This window comes from Chitinophaga agri (genome assembly GCF_010093065.1).
Taxonomy (GTDB): Bacteria; Bacteroidota; Bacteroidia; order Chitinophagales; family Chitinophagaceae; genus Chitinophaga; species Chitinophaga agri.
In genome coordinates this window covers 610,286-628,881 of record NZ_CP048113.1, presented here as the reverse complement: position 1 = coordinate 628,881, position 18,596 = coordinate 610,286, and the positions used below count along the sequence as shown (strand labels likewise).

Sequence of the window (18,596 nt, the reverse complement as noted above, 5' to 3'; positions counted from 1 at the left end):
CTAAAAGCGGCCAGGCAGGGATATAATATGTATAGCATTTCACTGAAATGTCTACTCAAAAACAGGTGCTACTTCTTTCTTTTCCATGAGATAACTCGTCACCTGTCTGATCTTCCCATCTTCCATATGAAAGACATCACAGAAGGCGGCTTCCAGCACCGCCCCATCCTTCCGTTTAGAACGAATCTTTCCTTCAGCGATCACAATATCATCTTCCTCGACCATTCGTGTGACGGTAATATCCGGCTGGCGTTCAAAGGCATCATCTTCCATCTCCCTGTCAAACGACGCTTTGCCTGTCAACTGGTAAAAGCCCGGCATCTCCCACAACACATCTTCTGTCAGGCAGGCACGTACCATTTCATGGTCACTGTTCCTGAACCCTTCCATGTAGCGGGTCACTGTTTGCTTATTCGCAGTCATAATAGAAATAATTAGGAATCAAGAATTAGAAATCAAGAATTGGTTCGCCAAACAGCCTACTCACCTTATTTTCCTTTATTAAGTTAAGCAAAAGAAACTACGCAGTCAACAAATGACGCACCTTATTCCTATAATTGAAAAGCACTAATTACCATTCCGGTTCTTCATTCCTCATTCCCGATTCCTAATTTTTGCCAAAAGACAGGCCTGGTATTTGTACCTTCATCGGAGTCATCAAATAAACACCATACAATGGCTTCATCCGATCAGATACTGGCAATAGACGTAGGTGGTTCTCACATTAAAGGGACTATCCTGAACAGCAAAGGCGAATGGCAGATGGAATACAAACGGCTGCCGACTCCCAAAGGGGCGACACCCACTGATGTATTAGCAACGATCTCCACACTGGTGGAGGATATGCCGGCCTTTGACAAAATATCGGTCGGCTTTCCCGGTTACGTGCGTAATGGAGTGGTCTACACCGCTCCCAACCTCGGTAACCCTCACTGGAAAAACATCGACCTGGGACAGCAGATCGCTGACCTGCTTAGAAAGCCGGTCAGACTAGTTAATGATGCGGATCAACTGGGACTTGGCGTAGTTAGCGGTAAGGGGTATGAACTCGCAGTCACATTGGGGACCGGCTTCGGTACGGCAGTGCTGATCGACGGTTACCTGCTACCCCATCTGGAGATCGCACACCATCCGGTGACCAAGGAACACGACTATGATGAATATATCGGTAATAAGGCGCTGGAAGAAGAAGGTAAGGAAAAGTGGAACAAGCGCATGGAGAAGGTACTGGAGATCCTGAAAACCGTCTTTAACTATGACCGGCTGTATATAGGTGGCGGCAGTGCCAAGGAACTCACCATCCCGCTGGATGACAATATCCATATCTTTACTAATAAGCAGGGAATCAAAGGGGGCGCCAGACTCTGGGACCTGGAAGATAAGTACCATATCAGTACCAATCATCCGAGGTAATGCGAACGAACCTGCTATAAAAGGCGAAGCCGGGTACGGAACTGTACCCGGCTTCGTTTTTTATTCTGTATACCCCTATTGGTACTGACGACCGGAAAAATAAAAGGGCGCCACTGCAAGCGCCCTTTCTGACTAAACAATCACAGATTACTCTCATTCTGCGGCAATGGGTACCGCGTCCACACATCATCGTCGGGCCTGTCTTTCGGCAGTGTGCCCAATAAGTTATAGCGTCTCAGATCTATCCAGCGATGTCCTTCCATGAATAAAGAATAACGCCTGTGGTATAATAATTCTGATATTAAGGCAGCATTTGTTACAGCGCCGGCATAAGGCGTCAGGTTATGTAATGCCCTGAGCCGGTTGAAAGCAACGATCGCGTCTGGCAGAGCGCCTGACTGGATCTTCGCTTCCGCATAGATGAGGATCAGCTCTTCATTGCGGATAATGCTGACAGGTGCGTTCAGAGAACTCCAGAGTACGACATCGCGCGTACCGGTCAGGCCATTCTGGCTGATGGGCGTATTACGCAGGGCCGTCTTTGCCAGACGGTCATCACCCGCCAGGATATTAGCCGCATAAGACGGATGAGACACCCTTACCTCACCATTGGTATTCGGCGCCAGGTACATGGTATTGGCCAGGTCACCACCGTTGGTGGAGAAGTAATGGAATACACCGTTATTCAATGGGCCATTCAGATCGAAGAAGGACTCATTCAGTGCAGTCAGCGCATTCGTCCATTGCTTCCTGTAGATCAGTACCCTTGCGGCAATCGCACGGTTGAACTGTAGCAGGCCGGCCGCATCTTTAAATCCGGCAAAACCGTTTGATAAAGGGAAGATCACCTCTGCACCTGTCAGGTCGTTCTTACCCTCGTCGAGGAACTTCAGCACCGAGTCCATCACCACACCAGGATCAGTGATCACAGGCCCTAAAGCAGCACCGTTAGGAACGGGTATACGTGCACCACTGGAATCCGTCATATTGATGTTCAGCAACAGCTGATAGCCGATGATCGTCTTTGCAAAACCGGAAAAGGCCTTCTTCTGCGCATCAGAAGCGATAGCCGTACGGGCATTCCGGGCCGCATCCAGCAGTACAAAGCACTGTCTCATTACCTGATACCGGGAACCCCAGGGATTCGTGAGATAGAAAGTGTTATTATCCAGTATCCTCGTACCTCCACCTAACAGGTCTGTGGTATAACGCGGCTCAGAGCCGGAGAAGCGGTAGATCTCCCTTCCGATCACACCGGTACCATCGAGATAACCGGCATAGTTGTTACGCATCCCTGATTCAATACCCGTTACGAGGTTAAACAGATCGCTCCTGGAAGGATTACCGGAGATCGTTCCTACCACGGGCGTATTCAGACTGTTGATCTCTCCTTTCTGACAGGCATTGAGGAGCAGCATGCTAACAGCGGCGGTTATGATTAAGAAGTAGTTCTTCATGTGTAATAAGTTTTAACAAGTGGAAAAATGATCAGAAGTCAACAGCTACATGGAAACTGGCTCTTTTGGAAGCCGGGAATGGCGTTACGTCCACACCGGTAGACAAACCATTACTACCCCGGCTGGTGGACGTGGTAATGGTATTACTGCCGAAGTTGGACACTTCCGGATCATATCCTACGTAATTTGTCCAGGTAAAGAAGTTATTCGCCGATACACCCAGGCGAACACCTTTCACCACTTTTGTATTCTTCACCGGCACATTGTAATAAAGGCCGATCTCACGGATACGTACATAGGACGCATCCTGTACATAGATAGAAGCATCCCCGGCACCTGTGCGGTATACACCGGCTTTTTGTCCATGGAGGATGTCATCATAGTCGAATGAGGTCTGACCAAGGTCAGTCAGCAACTGGGTCAGGTTAATGTTGTCACCTCCTTTCTTCCAGTGTACCAGGAAGCGAAGAGTGAAGTCTTTAAAGAAAGTGATCTCATCAAAGAAGCTCATCTGGAATTTCGGTTCAGAGTTGCCGATCAGTTTCAGGTCACTACCTACGGTCCCCTTGATCTGCGTAGCGGGCTCGCCTTCTTCCAGGTAGAAAGTACCGAGTGAGTTACCGAATGCACCAATGGCGTACGCAGGGATCAGCAGTTTGGTGACCTTCGAGCGGTTACGCCACCAGTTGAAGGTAGAGCTCCATTTCACATATTTGTTATTAATAGGAATAACGGTCAGTCCCAGTTCGATCCCCTTGTTTCTAAGGTCGCCACTGTTCTTCCATTCGTTCGCGTAACCAGAGGAACCCGGCAATGCGTGACGAAGTAATACGTCCTGGATACGTTTATTGTAATAAGTGGCTTCCAGGTTCACACGGCCCTGCCATGCACTGATGTCCAGGCCTGTTTCAAATTCTGCCTGACGTTCCGGTTTGATATCCGGATTACCCAGCAGGTTATCTACCAGTACTCCGGGATAACCACCAATATTACTACCCAGCATAGCGGTGAACTTACTGCCATAAGGCGGTACGTTTGCCGACTGGCCGTATGCGGCGCGTAGCTTCAGACTCTGGATGGCATCTACCTTCCAGAATTTCATTCTCGCAATGTTCCAGGAGGCGGCGGCTTTAGGGAATACATAGTATTTCTTGTAATTACCGTTATTGGTAGAGCGGTCAAAACGTACGCCACCACTCAGGGTGATCGCATCAAGCAGCGAAAGGTCTTCCTGTATGAAAATACCGTTATCGCGGTATTTCTGTCTGAACTGACGGGTTGCCGTGTTCGCACTCGCATCCAGGTTGCTTTGTCCGGATACCAGGTTGGTTGCCACAGTCACGATGTTGTCAAAGTAACCTGTTTCCAGTGTGGCGCCTACAGTACTGGTCAGGCTCAGATTCTCACCTGGTGAGAAGGTATTAGCCAGGAAACCTGCGAGGTTGGTGTTGATGTTATTGGTATTACCCTGTATAGAATGGCCCTGTAATGCATTCTCTTCGAATTGCAGATCGCGGGGGAAGAGCGCGGCTGTTTTATAATTAAAGTAGTCTACACCACCACGGCCTATAAATTTGGTGGTAGAGGTTTTACTTTGCTGCAAACGAACATCCAGGTTGGCACCACCTACAAAACGGTTGGTCATTTCGTTGTTCTCCATTTTGTCGCGGGTCTCCAGCGGATTAGAAGCCGCAAATGGATTACGCGGATACTCACCCAGCGCGTTCGGATGCAGATCTACGAAATCGGGTGTAGAAGACAATGCGACGCCATAGGTCACACCGTTGTTATCGTTATTGGTCAGCCCTCTGTCTGCATTGGAATGAATATAGTTCATTGTAACGGCGAGAGAAATAAAATCCGTCAGTTTATGATCAATATTTACACGTGCGGAGTTATTGAAGTAACCGGTATTTTTCACGATACCATCTTCCTGTCTGCGGTTACCGGCAAGATAGAAGGTTGTCTTGTCACTACCACCACTGATAGACAGGCCGGTGTTAAGGATCAGTCCTGTTTCACCATACATTTCCTCTTCGTAATTGAAGATCTTACCGGCAGTGGCGGCAGCGTTATACTGGTCTCTGAAAGCCTGACGTCTCTGCTGGATCACAGGATCGGGGTTATCAGCAGCACCAGCCAGATCAGCGGCACGGTCAGCGTTAAACGTACGAATGCCCATGAGGTGTCTTACCTTGGCAAAGCCGGTTTCATGGTTCACGGTTACTTTGGTTTTACCTGCGCGGCCTTTCTTGGTAGTGATGATCACGACACCAGCAGCAGCTTTTGCACCATAGAGGGCAGCAGCGGAAGCACCTTTCAGCACTTCTATGTTTTCAATATCAGCGGGGTTGAGGTCAGCGATACGGCTGGAGGGGTTATCCTGGTTATTGGGGTTACCGGCAGTAGCGGCGCCGGTTACATCGTTCAATCCGGCAGGAATACTGCTGTTGTTAAAGAAGATGCCATCCACAACATACAGTGGCTGAGAATTACCGAATACAGAAGTGATACCTCTCATCTTAACGGAGATACCACCACCTGGCGCACCTGAGTTAGCGGTGATCAATGCGCCGGGAACTTTACCACTGAGGGCGGCATCAAAGGTTTGTGCCGGGGCGGCACCTGTGAGCTGATTCGCATTAATGGTCACAACGGTATTGGCCAGGTTACTACGTTTCACACTGGTGGCAAGACCTGTTACAACTATTTCATCCAGTCTGGCAAAGTCTTCTTCCAGCGTGATGTCAACATTGTTGCTACCGGAAGTGACCTTGACGGTTTGTGTCTTGTAGCCGGTGAAAGACACGAGTAAGGTGTTGTTACCTGAGGGAAGTGACAACTGGTAACTACCATTGGCGTCAGAGATAGCGCCGCGATTGGTACCTTGTATCCTGACGGTAACACCGGGGATAGGTTTACCATTCACAGCGTCCCTGATCTTACCTGAAATGTTTTGCTGCGCAAATAGTGCCAGTGTACTGCATAAAAATAGCAATACAAGCAAGCCGGTTTTGGGTAGAAGCATAGCTTGTGCGATTTAGATATTGATGTTTGATAAAAAAGCTACAGTTTCATGGCCTGTTTAATGATTTTGGTCGATACGTGCTAAGAATCCAGTCTCTGTTAACTTAACAGATGAATGTTCATTGTGGTTTCCTGTCTGGCGGTCAACTATCGGCTGTCATATACATTTTTCACGTAAGCAGGGTTTCTCATAAAGCCGGTCTGTTATAACGTCGAATTTGGATCAGCAGATTACGAAAAACTCAATGCATTTAACTTTTTTTTGTTTGGTTGAATTACGTTATATTTTTCAGCCTTCACACATTGATTATTATGCATTTTAGGGCACATATACTCATTACACTGTTACCGCTTGAGACATCAAAAAAACAACAGGGGTACCCGCCGTATCGACAATTGATCACAGCAATATCTATGTGAAACACTCCAAGCCCTGTTATGACTAACAGGGCCCAGGACAGTATTATAAGCTCATGAAACTGTGACTAAGGTTTTACACCACCTTCAATCACACCAGTAAGATCTTTTGATATCAGTTTCGCGCCGTCGTAGAAAGATACGGTCGCTTTATCTTTTATAGAGAATAATGGCTGACCGAAAAGTACATTGCCCCTGAAATTATCCAGTTTGAGTATTTCTCCTGTGGAATTTCTTTGTACCTGTATATAGGCAATTGCATTGGGATCCTTTGAGAGGTCTGCATAAAAGGTATAGTAGTAATTCCCGTCTGTCTGGTGACCGATTTCCGTGAATCCTGCTTTATCCTTATTTGGGCTGGCAATGATAGTGCCCAGGGATGTCATAAAGAAGACAACTGTCAGAAAAAGGTATAATGTGCGCTTAATCATAGGGATAAATACTTTAGATCAATAAAAAGGTTCGCGTTCTAATTACAATTTAACAATTTTTTATATTTAAAACCAATTTAAATTTATTACCCTCACGCGTGCATGAAAAACAGACCCCGGAAAAAATATTTCAAAAAAAATAAAATACTGACTATCACATACTTAATAAAAATCTTTATTGCCTGAGAAATCCCTGTTTTTAGATATCTGCCGCCACTTCACAATCACGTAACATACATATAATAAATCAGTTACACATGTAAACGTACAACATATCTGATATTTCTAATGCCTGAAAAGAAAAATACCAAATCCATATACTTTAAAAAATATTTTAAACCCTTGTACGCATATCGGGATTTAAATGTTGTCTTATAGGCAAAGGGTTCAAAATAGTGCGCGTTTAAATTTTGGATATACTTTAGATATTTCGTGTAACCAATGATAAAGGTAAAACAGATGAATAAGGGTTTAGCGGTTCTAGTGGCTTGCTGCATGGCGATGCCGGCAATGTCACAATCATTTCAGATAAAGGGAAAGCTCGGAAGAATGAAAGCGCCTGCCAAAGTGTATATCGGTTATAACTACGATGGCAAGAGTGTATATGATTCAGCAGATGTTGACAATGGTAACTTCTCTTTCGACAAACCAGTATCCTACCCTACCAACGTATTGCTGACAGTGAGCAGAGATGGAGAACATCAGACATTTTTTAATGCAAGGGATATCGCACACCTCTATGTTGAACCAGGTGCGATCGTGTGGCTGACTTCAGATGAAGATATAGCTAACTTCAGCTCTAACGGATCAAAATCACAGGATGATTATGATGTTTATCTGAAGCACATGGAAGATGCAGAAGAGAAACTCTCCCTGCTGACCGCAGAATCGTCCAACACCTTGCAGAATGATGTATCGGATAAAGGACTGGCTGCAAAAAGAGACTACATGGAGCATTTCCGCGCAGCAATGGCTTACAGGAAACAGCACATGAAAGAATTCATTCAGAAGAACACCGATATGTATATCAGCCTGGACATCCTGGAAGAATACGCCGGTAACTTTATCGACTACCGCGAAATTGAACCGATGTTCAACGCACTGAATGAAAAGACGAGAAACTCCGTAAGAGGTAAAGCCTACGCTAAAAAAATTCAGACCTCTAAAAATACGGCTATCGGCGCACAGGCACCGGAGTTCGGACAGAAAGATACAGAAGGTAACAAAATAATGTTGTCTTCTTACAAAGGAAAAGTGGTGTTGCTGAACTTCTGGGCTAGCTGGTCTGCTACTTCCAGGATGGAGAACCAGGAACTGAAACAGATCATCAAAGCATACGATCCTAAGAATCTGGTGGTGATCAACGTTTCCCTGGATGAGCGCAAAGAACAGTGGTTACAGGCCATCGCTGATGATAAAATGAGCGGTATCAATGTATCCGACCTGAGATTCCTGAAGAACGAAGTAGCTGAACTTTATAATATTAACGCAGTTCCGCAGAACGTATTAATCGACGCATCAGGCAAAATTATCGGAAGAAATGTTAAAGGGACTCAGTTGTCAGAAAAATTGAACGGAATATTTGGTAAATAAATAAGTAAAGAGTGTAATCATAACAAGTAGTCATAGTGAATTAATGCAACCCGGCGGGGCACGTGAGATATCTCTATATATCACAAAAACCTGCCGGCTTTTTTTGTTTATAACTATTCCCACAATATATAAGTAAATAGCCCGTGCAGGACCTGCACGGGCTATTTACTTATATATATCCTATTACCTTAGTCCTACTGTGAAACCCAGTTTACTCTTTGCCTTTATATTGGCGCCAGTCAGGTTGATCCTGTAAATATGATCGCCCCACTTCTGCTTTACGCCCCCATCCTCTTCTGTCACCAGCGGGATCTGTTCAATACTGGCCTCCAGCAGGTCGGATGGATAACGCAGATAAAAATCCTTCGACGTACCACCTTCCTGCCTGTGAATGACCAGCATCCCCGGCTTTACGACCTCCACCGGATAGCAGGTCATCAGGTGTTCTGTCACTTTTCCGTCTGCTGTCAGCTGTAATACATCATCGATGTTCACCTGCTTCCCCCTTGTCAGCCGGATACTCCGCTGCCAGCTTTCAATACCAGCGGCCACCGGATAAGATGGACCGATATCCATCGTCAGACTCGCCGAACTACTGTTATGCCTGTACAGCACGTTATGCGCCTTAAACTGCGCACCTGCCGACTGCGGATAACCATTTACAGTGGGTACATTATGATGATCGGAGCGGTTGTACCAGATGTCATACCGTTTGCTGCTGAAGGTCTTTGCGGTGTACGTACCACGACCAATATCGATCAGTACCGGCAGCCCGTCATAGTACACTACGTAGTTGCCTATATCATTATGATTGTGACTTTCATCATTATGCCCGCCCTTCGCAGCTACAAAAAAGCCATCCGTAGTGCCTTCCTTATCCCTGGCCACCATCACCTGCAGATCAGGCCACCATACATCTCCCGGTAAGGATAGCCCTTTCTCCGCCTTTCTGAATTCGTCCTGCATAAAAATGGCAAACAGGCGTCTGAAAAAGTGATACCCGCCAACTGCCGACTGGTTCTCTCCTTTCAGGTACCAGGCGCCGAAGCGCATCATCTCCTCGTCTTTGATGTCTTTCCCGAAACGATAGATCATGCCTGCCGCCATACCGGGCTGCGGATCAGCATCCGCAAAGTCCAGGAAATAACGCTCGCTGATCTGTGCCCTGTAAATGAATTTACCCATCTCGGCGAATTTCCTATCATCATATACATACTCAAATGCATTGTTGGTAGCCAGGTTCAGCATGGCGATGTTATCATATAGGGAAGCTGCCGCAGCACCCCAGTAACCAGGTCCTTCATCACAACCGCCATCTGCGGGATAAGGGTTCAGAAAGGCATCCAGTACGCCCAGCACCCTGGCCACGGCCGCAGTTCGTTTATCATCATCCCGCTCCAGCAGCAATACGGCATTCAGCCAGTTGGAACAGATCCAGGGATTCCAGTTATTGGGTCTCCTACCATTGGCGCCAGTTGCCATCCAGCCGTGATGCTTGGTCATCAGGGGCTCAAAGATGCGCCTGTTGGTTTCATAATAGATCCTTTTACGTATCTGGGGAGACGCGGCATCCAGCTGCGGACCAAGAAAATAATCCACCCACGCCAGCAAAGTCGCTGTCTCTGCTGAAAACAATTCTACAAAAGGTTGCGACACATCCATCAATCCCTTAAACGATGATGGCAGGTGAGCTGGTACGCCCCAGAAAGACTCTTCACAAACTGACCATACTCCATTAATGATAGGGTCTATGAAACGGCCCTTGTTCTCATATACTTCTGCCAGTAACAGCGTACCCAGCACCTCTCTTCGTTTACCGGCTATAGCCTGGTATTGTGTACGGTTTCCGGTCCGGATGATCAGTAATGATTTTGTGGCAGGTATACCCGGCCAGTCATAATCCAGGTAGCCTTCCGCTTTCTGTATAATGGCAGCCCCGATGTCGGCATCTGCATGTTTCCAGCCCTCCCGGTCCGACGTACGCGGGAAAGGCGTCCATGTGGCCTGCGGTATCAGCTTCGCGGCCAGTTCGGCTTTCGTATAATGACCGCTCAGCAAATCCTGCGCGCGCAGGCCGATACTATTTACGATCAGTATGCCGGTTAAAACGATCCATCTTTTCATAACGCTTCATTTTTAGTACGCCCAATGCGTCAGCAATAACAGGTCATTGTGATAGTCTTTATGTTGTGCCTTTAAGGCGCTCAGGTCAATGGCCGGGTACTTACGGGCAGCAACGGCCGACAACTCCAGGAACGCTTCATCATGCTTCGGCTTGATCTGCTTATGTGTCCAGGTACGGGTACCCGTTGCGTAGGGCAATAACCAGCCATAGGCTTTCTGCAGACTTTTACCTCCGGGGGTTTCATAGTGCCAGAGGTCTACCTGCACATTCTCAGCCAGCAACGCCAGTTCAAAGAAGGCCCGCAGATTGAACAATGAGTAATTCCATGATAATGTTCTCGCCAGTTCTTTTGGTTGCCTGCCATCCACATCGAGTTGTTCGTCTATGCGCTTCTTCGTCTGCCGTTCCAGCATCTGCCTGGCCAGCTCCGGTTGTTCCGTGAACAAAGCGATGACTACCTGCTGTACATCATACCAGGTACCGTGGTTATTCAACTCATCGGCTTCGTCCAGTCCGATCGGACTGGTACGCATCCATTGCAGGAACTGCGTGTACCAGTCCTGTATACCTTTATACTCCTGATCACTAAGCACATGGGCATCCTTTAACAGCTGTATACCGTCGATAAGCATCGGCACGTTATGCGTATCTATCAATCCGATGCCCCTGCCATCCGTAATTCCCGGGATCGCCTGACTGTAATTCAGGTGGGGGTTCATACGTGTAGCGGTGTCCAGGAACCAGGTACGTAGCAGTCCGGCGGCATGTGCTGCGTATTGCTTTTTACCAGTGTAAAACCAGGCGAGACCCAGATAATAGACATCCCTGGAAATAGCGTTCTGGTATTCATCATCTTTGATAGCGTATCGCTCCGGATTTACCTGTCCGTCCTTCCGGATATAGGGTAACCCGTTGACTTTCGTTGAATCCGGCCACCAGTATGGGCCTACACTCATGTAGTCATGCTTGTTGCCACTTGGTGGCACTTTCGATTTATAGACCACCGAATAAGGCCCGTTCTGCAGCGACTGATCTGCGATCTTCAGCAGCGTGGTCAATGCCTGCTGCGTCGCCGGGTCCTTCTTTTCCAGTTGCCTTTTCCCCGCTATCAGCTGTTCTGGTTTGAGCAGAAAAGTCTGTGGCGGCGTCTGAGCTGCCCGGGTATACAGGCAGCTCAGTAAGGTCATTATCATTCCGGCACAAAATGCAGGCATCTTCATAGTGATATTCATTATTTAAGCGTGTAACGTTTCATACTGATAGTAGCGCTCTTCTTTGCGTCGTCCACTTTATTCATGTAGATGTAGGCGCGGTACTTCCCATCAGCTGTCTCTACCCAGGTGCCCGCCTCTGATTTCAGATTGAGTACATAATCCGGTGAACCGTTCATGTCCAGTTGCTCAAAATCAAGGTCGTCAATATAGATACCGTACTGCAGGCGCGCCAGATGGAAATCACGGAGGTTCCACGTCTTTCGCACCTTAGTGATCTTATTGACGCCTGGAGGTAGCACCACATCCGGCAGGTACTCAGCATTCGCTCCCGGTGACACTAATGCGTGTCCGAATGTAACACCGGTAATAGCACGGTGCAGGTATACCAGGTCGATCTTGTCAGGATTTGCACTGGCTTCTTTTTCTGTATAGACGGCCATGTCAGCCACAGAAATAAAACAGGCATCCCCGTTCTTCACCGGCAGGTCCAGCACCATGTCCATACGGGAAACAGCATACGGTCCCATGGAATAGGAAACCGTCTCACCGGTGCTGCTTTTCGCAGAAAAAGTAAACCGCACTTCCTTACCCTGCGCTGATCTGGGGATCGCATAGAAATAACGTAAGGTCACAGCATTCGTATCTTTAATGAAATTCACCCTGGTCACATTCCCTTCATTGGAAGAAGGATCTCCGATAGCAATGCCGACATCTTCACCACTGCCATTAGTATAATAAGACCTGTGTTCCAGGTAAGTGGCTGCCTCACCTGCGATAGACGCTTCCACCTGTGCGGACACGATCTTACCGCGTGTGGCAGGTAAGGCAATGGCATAGGCAAATTCAATATTCAGCCCTGCCACATTAGGACCAAGTGTTCTTTTAATACAGTCGTTCTGAAACGCGTTCTCCGGCGCTGGAATAGCATATTCCTTATCCTTGCACCCCGTGAGCAGTAAGCCCAGGCAGAACAGCGGTATGATATAACGAACAGCAATTGTTCTCATAATGTAATGTTTAATTGTAAATACTATCTGGACTGTACGGTCACCAGTACCTTATAGGTCTTTCTCACCTGTCTGTTGCCCGATATAACGGTATATGTTCTGGGATTGGTCAGATCAGAAAAGTCAGTAAACCCGGTGATCTTCGGATCCAGTTTTGCATCTGTCACCAATGTAAACTGTGGATAGAGATGTGTCAGATCAGTACCATAGAACACGGTCACGTCTACCGTACAGGCTACCGTATCTATGACGGCGTTCTTGGTACGCACCGTCTGGAAATCAGCTCCCAGTAGTTCAAAATTGCTGACATAACATTCTGCACGCGTAGTGATCAGCAACCCGTCTTCGTCGATAGGTGTTTCCTTGCGGCAGCCCATCCAGCTTAATGCGGCAAGCAGTGATATGATGGTGATAAAGTGTTTCATTGTGAAAGGTTTTGAAATTATAGCCAAGGTGTATTCTGCGTCAGGTTAGGATTCCTGTTCCTTTCTCCCGGTGGGATACGGAAGATGTAGTTCTGCTGATATTCTCTTTCTGACTGGTTCTGGAAATAGCGGGTCATCTGTGCACCATAGGTATCTATACGCCATACACCATTGCCATAGGGAGGGTTCCATACGCGTTCGATGGCTCTCCAGCGACGGAGGTCAAAAGACCGTTGTCCTTCGCCAAACAACTCGACGATACGCTCCTGTTCGATCGCCTGAAAGAAGGCTTCTTTATTCGCGGTTTTCTCCGCTGCCAGTGGCGGCAGATTACCTCTGTGACGCACCCTGTTCACCAGCTGAATAGCATCCGCCTGCGGACCATCCACGGCATTGGTTGCCTCCGCATACATCAGGTATACATCTGCGAGCCGCATCACAGGGTAGTTATAGGTGCCGTCGCTGCGTCCCAGCCCGGCGGTATTACGGAGGAACTTACGCAGGACAAATCCCGAGTTACAACCATCGGTATTATAGGTGATGAAACTATTGCCGTCAATGGTGACCGGCTGGTTCCAGGTACGATAGATAAATGGTACCCAACCGGTAGATTTCAGAGAGATCATCCCCACGCTGACCTCATAGTCCCACATGATAGACGACTTCATCCTGTAGTCACGGTTGGTATAACTCTGCGGATTGACAGCTGAGTTAAGCGTTGTTCTTGCAGCGGGATTGTTCGCTGGATTCATGGGGATGAGTTTATCTGCAAAATCGCCCGTGATCGTGGACTGATAGCGGTCTGCTATTTCATAGCGCGGAGAGACCCAGCACTGTGAGCCCTCGTGGGAACGGCCGGCTACATCACGCATCAGTTCTTCGCCCTGATTGGTGCCGGTACCACCATGAGAAAAGGCCATGATCATTTCCGGGTCACCGTTGGCAACAGGGGTGAACAGGTAATAATAGTTCGGCAGTTTATCCGCTTTCCCTAGCACGTCACACTCTCCCGGCTCTCCACCCCGGAACAGGTTCAGGCCATAATCGCTGATCACTTTTTTAAAGTCTTCCGCAGCCGCTTTATAAGCGTTCGTACCTGCTGCCAGGTCAGGCATAAAGGTATCCAGTTCAGGCCAGCCGAATGTGTTCCAGGAAGCCCAGTACAGCTGTACTTTGCCCCGGAAGGCCAGTGCCGCCGGTTTGGAGGCACGGCCAATCTCGGGGGCCTTCACCGGGAGTTTTTCAAAAGCATAGGTCAGGTCAGCTATGATAGAATCTTTTACCTGTGTAATAGGCGTACGCGTCAGACCAGCCACTTCCGCATTGTCGAAGACGACATGATCTATATAAGGCACATCGCCCCACATGGAGATGAGTCTGAAATAGACCATTGCACGCAGTAAGCGGGCTTCACCTACGATGCGCTCCAGCTGTACCAATGAATTACCGCTGGCGGCAGGCAGCATCTTACGCACGTTCTCTATAACATAGTTCGCACGATGTACGCCACCATAGAGGCGTTCGTACATTTTGTCGAAGTTGTCGCCATATCCCGACGGACTATAATCCCCACCGTTATAAGCATCTCCTTTCTGCAGGTTCCCACTGGCGGTACTTGTACCTCGCACGCGCAGGTATTCTGCCTGTCCGTCGAAATAATAATCGCGGTCGAAAAGCGGACGAATATCCGCGTAAGCACCCATCAGGGCGAAAGTGGCATCCGCCTCTGATCTCCAGAAAGCGCCAGTGCCCAGTTCTGTGGAAGGTTCTCTCTCCAGCAGGTCCTTTACACAGCCGGTGGTCAGTAAAACACCCAGCAACAGTAAGGCTGCGATATATGATGTAACAGTCTTTTGTTTCATGATCGTATCATTTATAAACCTATGTTCAATCCTGCTCCATAGGTCCTGTTCAGAGGATAGGCATTACTCCTGTTGCCTGTCAGCTCAGGGTCCAGTCCGCGGAAAGAAGTAATGGTGAAGATGTTTTCGGAAGAGCAATAGATGCGGAAGCTGCTTAGCCCTATTCTGTTCAGCAGCGCTTTAGGCAGTGTATATCCCAGCTGTATATTCTTAAAGCGGATATAGCTCAGGTCATCCAGCCAGAAGGTGGTTTCCACCCGGTTGTTACTGCCACTCAGTCTCGGCCATGCACCATCGCGGTTCTCTACTGACCAGGGGTTGTTCCAGTGCTCCCAGGTGGAGGCATAACGTTGTGCGCCAAAGTTGATATTGTTATAGTTATTGAGCCAGTAATCCTTACGACCAGTAGCCCCGGTGATCAGGAATCCCAGGTCAATGCCCTTCCAGGAGAAATTAGTATTCAACGCGAGCACAGTGGTAGGCCGGTCACGCTGTACATTAGGATATGCACGCATGTCATTACCGTCTATACGGCCGTCACCGTTCAGGTCTTTACGGATCAGATCACCGGGGGAAGCGCCCTGTGGCGTGTTATTATACACGTCCTGCCATGTCTGGGCAATGCCCTTATCTTCATACGTATACAGGAAGTGGTAAGGCATATTCAGGAAGGTCCATCCCCGGCTGAGGAATTCATTCCATTTCTCCAGCGTGGTAATATTATAGGAACCATTCAGATTTACAGCATAGTTAAGTTGTCCGACCCTGTCAGTCCAGGTGAGATTTAATTCAATCCCCTGGTTCCTCAGATCACCAATATTCTTACGGGGAGCACTGTAAGCACCTGTCAGCAATACGGACATTTCAGACGGACGGTTCATGCCGGTGGTCACCCGGTTGTAATAGTCGATTTCGGCGGTCAGGTGATTATCCACAAAGCCAAGGTCCAGACCGAGGTTTAGCACACGGGTCGATTCCCAGGAAAGGTCCTTGTTGACCATCTTCTGATTCACAAATCCCTTGGCGATCGTACCATCGATCATGTAATGACTGGCGGCCAGCGTCGCCTGTTGCTCCGTACGACCGACGCCACTGTTGTTACCCAATCCGCCGTAAGACGCGCGGAACTTACCGTTACTTAGCACACGACGGGTGAAGCGGTGGAGGAATTTCTCTTCCGTGAAACGCCATCCCAGGGCAACAGATGGAAAGAAGCCGTATTGCTTTCCGGGCAGAAAACGGGAAGAACCGTCATAGCGGAAGTTGGCTTCGAACAGGTATTTATTAAAAGCGGTATAGTTAACGCGACCGATATAGGAGCGTAACCCTTCCGTACTTGAATTACCACCCGTGGACTGAATATCTGTCAGCGCCGCATCTACCTCATGCAAAGTAGGGTATAAACGATCATTACGGGAGGTACCCTGATAGCGGTCATACCAGAACTCTTCACTATATACGCCGAGCAGGGAAAGATCATGGTTAATACCGATCGTCTTATGATAGTTGATACGACCGTTGAGCATGGTCTTGTATCCGGTATTGGTAAAGTTACCGATACCTGCATTCTCACCTACATATACGCGGCTACCAAAGTTCACCGTCTGGAAATTATAGGCCCGGTTCGGGATATTGGCATTCCAGCGGAACTGGTTGTAATAGTTCAGCGTATAGTCCACGCGGCCGGTCAGTCCTTTAATAGGCTCCCAGTCAATGTACGCAGTAGCGTTTGCCTCCTGACGGTTCTGCCGGTTCAGCATGTTCTGATACACTGTATATGGGTTGTAAGCCTGCGGATCCTCGTTATACGCCATTACGCCCCCATAATAGCCGGTAACGGGGTCATAGGGAGTAATACCTGCGATAGCGTATTGCAGGTCCATACCAGCCGTATTAGACGCATCGTCGTCGGTGTAGCCGTCCGTCAGCGCATACTGGTATTTAGACCAGTTACCGGCGAAACGCAGACCGGCATTCATATTCTTGCGTAGTTTATTATCGTAGTTGAAGCGGGCGTTATAACGTTTGTAATCATTATTGATCTGCAACCCCCTCTCGTTCATCACACCCAGCGAGATAAAGAAGTTAGCGTTATCAGTACCACCGGAAGCGGACAGATTGTAATTCTGTAAGACACCCTCCCGCATGATCACGTCCCACCAGTCGGTGTTTGGGTACCGTAATGGGTCTATCATGCCCATTGCCATCCACTGATCAATGGTACCATCTTTAAAGTTATAATTAGAGCGCAGGGTGTTAACGGCCGCGGCACGCTGGTGGACGGTCAGCGCACGGGCATAGTCAGCCATGAACTGATACGACCTGGTGGGCTGTTCTACTCCATAGGTGCCGGAGAAATTGATCGTTGTTCTCTTTTGTCCCTTACCCGATTTGGTGGTGATCAATATTACACCGTTAGCAGCCCTGGAACCGTATACAGATGCGGAGGTAGCATCTTTCAGGACAGAGATACTTTCAATGTCGTTCATATTGACACGGTTGATGTCCACATCCGGCATACCGTCTACGACTACCAGCGGACTACTGTTATTCACAGTACCAAGACCGCGGATGATGAGGCTGGAGGAGTTGTTGCCCGCCATACCGGAGTTCTGTGTCACTGACAGACCAGGTACAAGTCCTGACAAGGCAGAAGAAGTATTAGGCAAAGAACGGCTGGTGATCTTCTCATCTACCTTCACAGCAGAAACAGCGCCAACGAGTTTGACCTTTTTCTGGGTGCCGTAGCCGACCACCACCACTTCCCCCAGGGCCTTCTGATCTGATTCAAGCGTAATGGTAAGTGGAGCAGCGCCGGAGAAGGCGGCTTCTTTTTTTACATAGCCCATGGAAGATAAGACCAATGTACCTTTTGAAGTGTTCACTTTGAGCGTGTAGCGGCCATTGGCATCGGTGACAGTACCGGTTGATGATCCTTTTAAAGAAACGCTGACGCCGGGTAAAGGTTGTCCGGCGGCATCGGTGATTGTTCCACTAACGGTTTGTTGTTGTTGTGCCGCACCCTCCTGGAAGTACAGGTAGCCTGATTCAGGAGCAGTGTTTGCCGTAGCGGTTGTAATGGATCCTGCTGAGAGGACAAGGGCATGCAGGATACATCTGGCATGCAGCCAGCGTACCCCCGTTCCCTTTGGAGGAGGTAAATGAGTAATCATCACTATAAATGTTTAGGTGAAGGCAATAAATGGCCTGTGCCGGCTGTTCACCGGCATAGTGCAAAGACATTCCGTCCCGGGAATGCAAACGTTTGCATATTAGGAGCTGCTGTTAATGCTCGTTGTATTTGTTGAATTGGTCATGATACGTGGAATATTTTGTTTCGATCTAGATTTGGTCCAGGGTATAGCTCTTCTACAGAATATAATGATTCGTCTGTCTTTAAATGCAATAAACGACAATCGATTGCATTTAAAGTTATTAAATTGATTTCATAATTACATACTAGTCCCCGGGATTTTTTTTCAGAACGCGTAAACGATTGTATGACAATCCCCTGTTTTCTGAATGCTCAGCTTTTAAACGCATGCCTGAGAGCGCACAAATGTACGTACAAACATGAACGTCTCAGATACGGCAACTGTTCAATATACACACGCCGGCCATCTGC

Annotated in this window: 12 protein-coding genes; 2 read left to right on the top strand and 10 right to left on the bottom strand. The window is 48.1% G+C overall.

All coding sequences use genetic code 11. From position 1 onward, the window contains the following. Positions 1-51 precede the first annotated feature (51 nt). Positions 52-423, bottom strand: coding sequence for a nuclear transport factor 2 family protein (locus GWR21_RS02435; protein ID WP_162330193.1), 372 nt, complete (start codon positions 421-423; stop codon positions 52-54). 252 nt (positions 424-675) lie between these two features. Here GWR21_RS02435 and GWR21_RS02430 point away from each other — a divergent pair, with 252 nt between their 5' ends. Next, on the top strand, positions 676-1,413 hold the full coding sequence (locus tag GWR21_RS02430) for an ROK family protein (protein ID WP_162330192.1): 738 nt from the start codon (positions 676-678) through the stop codon (positions 1,411-1,413). Between the two features lie 140 nt (positions 1,414-1,553). Here the strand turns inward: GWR21_RS02430 and GWR21_RS02425 are convergent, their stop codons facing one another. From GWR21_RS02425 to GWR21_RS02415, 3 genes are all read right to left on the bottom strand, one after another. Next, positions 1,554-2,870, bottom strand: a complete 1,317-nt coding sequence (locus tag GWR21_RS02425) for a RagB/SusD family nutrient uptake outer membrane protein (protein ID WP_162330191.1) — start codon at positions 2,868-2,870, stop codon at positions 1,554-1,556. 31 nt (positions 2,871-2,901) lie between these two features. Further along, a complete protein-coding gene (locus GWR21_RS02420; RefSeq protein WP_162330190.1) occupies positions 2,902-5,898 on the bottom strand; it encodes a SusC/RagA family TonB-linked outer membrane protein in 2,997 nt (998 codons plus the stop codon). A gap of 484 nt (positions 5,899-6,382) precedes the next feature. Continuing rightward, positions 6,383-6,745, bottom strand: a complete 363-nt coding sequence (locus GWR21_RS02415; protein WP_162330189.1) for a hypothetical protein — start codon at positions 6,743-6,745, stop codon at positions 6,383-6,385. Between the two features lie 459 nt (positions 6,746-7,204). Here GWR21_RS02415 and GWR21_RS02410 point away from each other — a divergent pair, with 459 nt between their 5' ends. Beyond that, positions 7,205-8,338 (top strand): TlpA disulfide reductase family protein, encoded by a 1,134-nt coding sequence (locus tag GWR21_RS02410; protein WP_162330188.1) that lies wholly within the window; start codon positions 7,205-7,207, stop codon positions 8,336-8,338. Between the two features lie 183 nt (positions 8,339-8,521). On the opposite strand, the gene GWR21_RS02405 is transcribed toward GWR21_RS02410, so the two are convergent. Genes GWR21_RS02405 through GWR21_RS02380 form a run of 6 tightly spaced genes read right to left on the bottom strand, consistent with a single transcriptional unit; the run spans position 8,522 to position 18,144 of the window. Continuing rightward, entirely contained in the window at positions 8,522-10,462 is a 1,941-nt protein-coding gene (locus GWR21_RS02405; protein ID WP_162330187.1) for a heparinase II/III domain-containing protein, read from the bottom strand. Between the two features lie 12 nt (positions 10,463-10,474). After that, positions 10,475-11,677 (bottom strand): alginate lyase family protein, encoded by a 1,203-nt coding sequence (locus GWR21_RS02400; protein ID WP_162330186.1) that lies wholly within the window; start codon positions 11,675-11,677, stop codon positions 10,475-10,477. Between the two features lie 17 nt (positions 11,678-11,694). Beyond that, positions 11,695-12,684: a DUF4466 family protein gene (locus GWR21_RS02395; RefSeq protein WP_162330185.1), complete on the bottom strand. Its 990-nt coding sequence runs from the start codon at positions 12,682-12,684 to the stop codon at positions 11,695-11,697. A 23-nt stretch (positions 12,685-12,707) separates the two neighbouring features. Then, positions 12,708-13,109, bottom strand: coding sequence for a hypothetical protein (locus GWR21_RS02390; protein WP_162330184.1), 402 nt, complete (start codon positions 13,107-13,109; stop codon positions 12,708-12,710). A gap of 17 nt (positions 13,110-13,126) precedes the next feature. Further along, complete coding sequence (locus GWR21_RS02385) at positions 13,127-14,971, bottom strand: RagB/SusD family nutrient uptake outer membrane protein (RefSeq protein WP_162330183.1); 1,845 nt, start codon at positions 14,969-14,971, stop codon at positions 13,127-13,129. An 11-nt stretch (positions 14,972-14,982) separates the two neighbouring features. After that, a complete protein-coding gene (locus tag GWR21_RS02380; protein ID WP_162330182.1) occupies positions 14,983-18,144 on the bottom strand; it encodes a SusC/RagA family TonB-linked outer membrane protein in 3,162 nt (1,053 codons plus the stop codon). Positions 18,145-18,596 lie beyond the last annotated feature (452 nt).

What these genes read in the sequence shown, in the direction of transcription:
- GWR21_RS02390 (WP_162330184.1), bottom strand. Translation starts at nt 13,109, where the DNA reads ATGAAACACTTTATCACCATCATATCACTGCTTGCCGCATTAAGCTGG.
- GWR21_RS02430 (WP_162330192.1), top strand. Translation starts at nt 676, where the DNA reads ATGGCTTCATCCGATCAGATACTGGCAATAGACGTAGGTGGTTCTCAC.
- GWR21_RS02435 (WP_162330193.1), bottom strand. Translation starts at nt 423, where the DNA reads ATGACTGCGAATAAGCAAACAGTGACCCGCTACATGGAAGGGTTCAGG.
- GWR21_RS02380 (WP_162330182.1), bottom strand. Translation starts at nt 18,144, where the DNA reads ATGATTACTCATTTACCTCCTCCAAAGGGAACGGGGGTACGCTGGCTG.
- GWR21_RS02415 (WP_162330189.1), bottom strand. Translation starts at nt 6,745, where the DNA reads ATGATTAAGCGCACATTATACCTTTTTCTGACAGTTGTCTTCTTTATG.
- GWR21_RS02395 (WP_162330185.1), bottom strand. Translation starts at nt 12,684, where the DNA reads ATGAGAACAATTGCTGTTCGTTATATCATACCGCTGTTCTGCCTGGGC.
- GWR21_RS02385 (WP_162330183.1), bottom strand. Translation starts at nt 14,971, where the DNA reads ATGAAACAAAAGACTGTTACATCATATATCGCAGCCTTACTGTTGCTG.
- GWR21_RS02405 (WP_162330187.1), bottom strand. Translation starts at nt 10,462, where the DNA reads ATGAAAAGATGGATCGTTTTAACCGGCATACTGATCGTAAATAGTATC.
- GWR21_RS02420 (WP_162330190.1), bottom strand. Translation starts at nt 5,898, where the DNA reads ATGCTTCTACCCAAAACCGGCTTGCTTGTATTGCTATTTTTATGCAGT.
- GWR21_RS02410 (WP_162330188.1), top strand. Translation starts at nt 7,205, where the DNA reads ATGAATAAGGGTTTAGCGGTTCTAGTGGCTTGCTGCATGGCGATGCCG.
- GWR21_RS02400 (WP_162330186.1), bottom strand. Translation starts at nt 11,677, where the DNA reads ATGCCTGCATTTTGTGCCGGAATGATAATGACCTTACTGAGCTGCCTG.
- GWR21_RS02425 (WP_162330191.1), bottom strand. Translation starts at nt 2,870, where the DNA reads ATGAAGAACTACTTCTTAATCATAACCGCCGCTGTTAGCATGCTGCTC.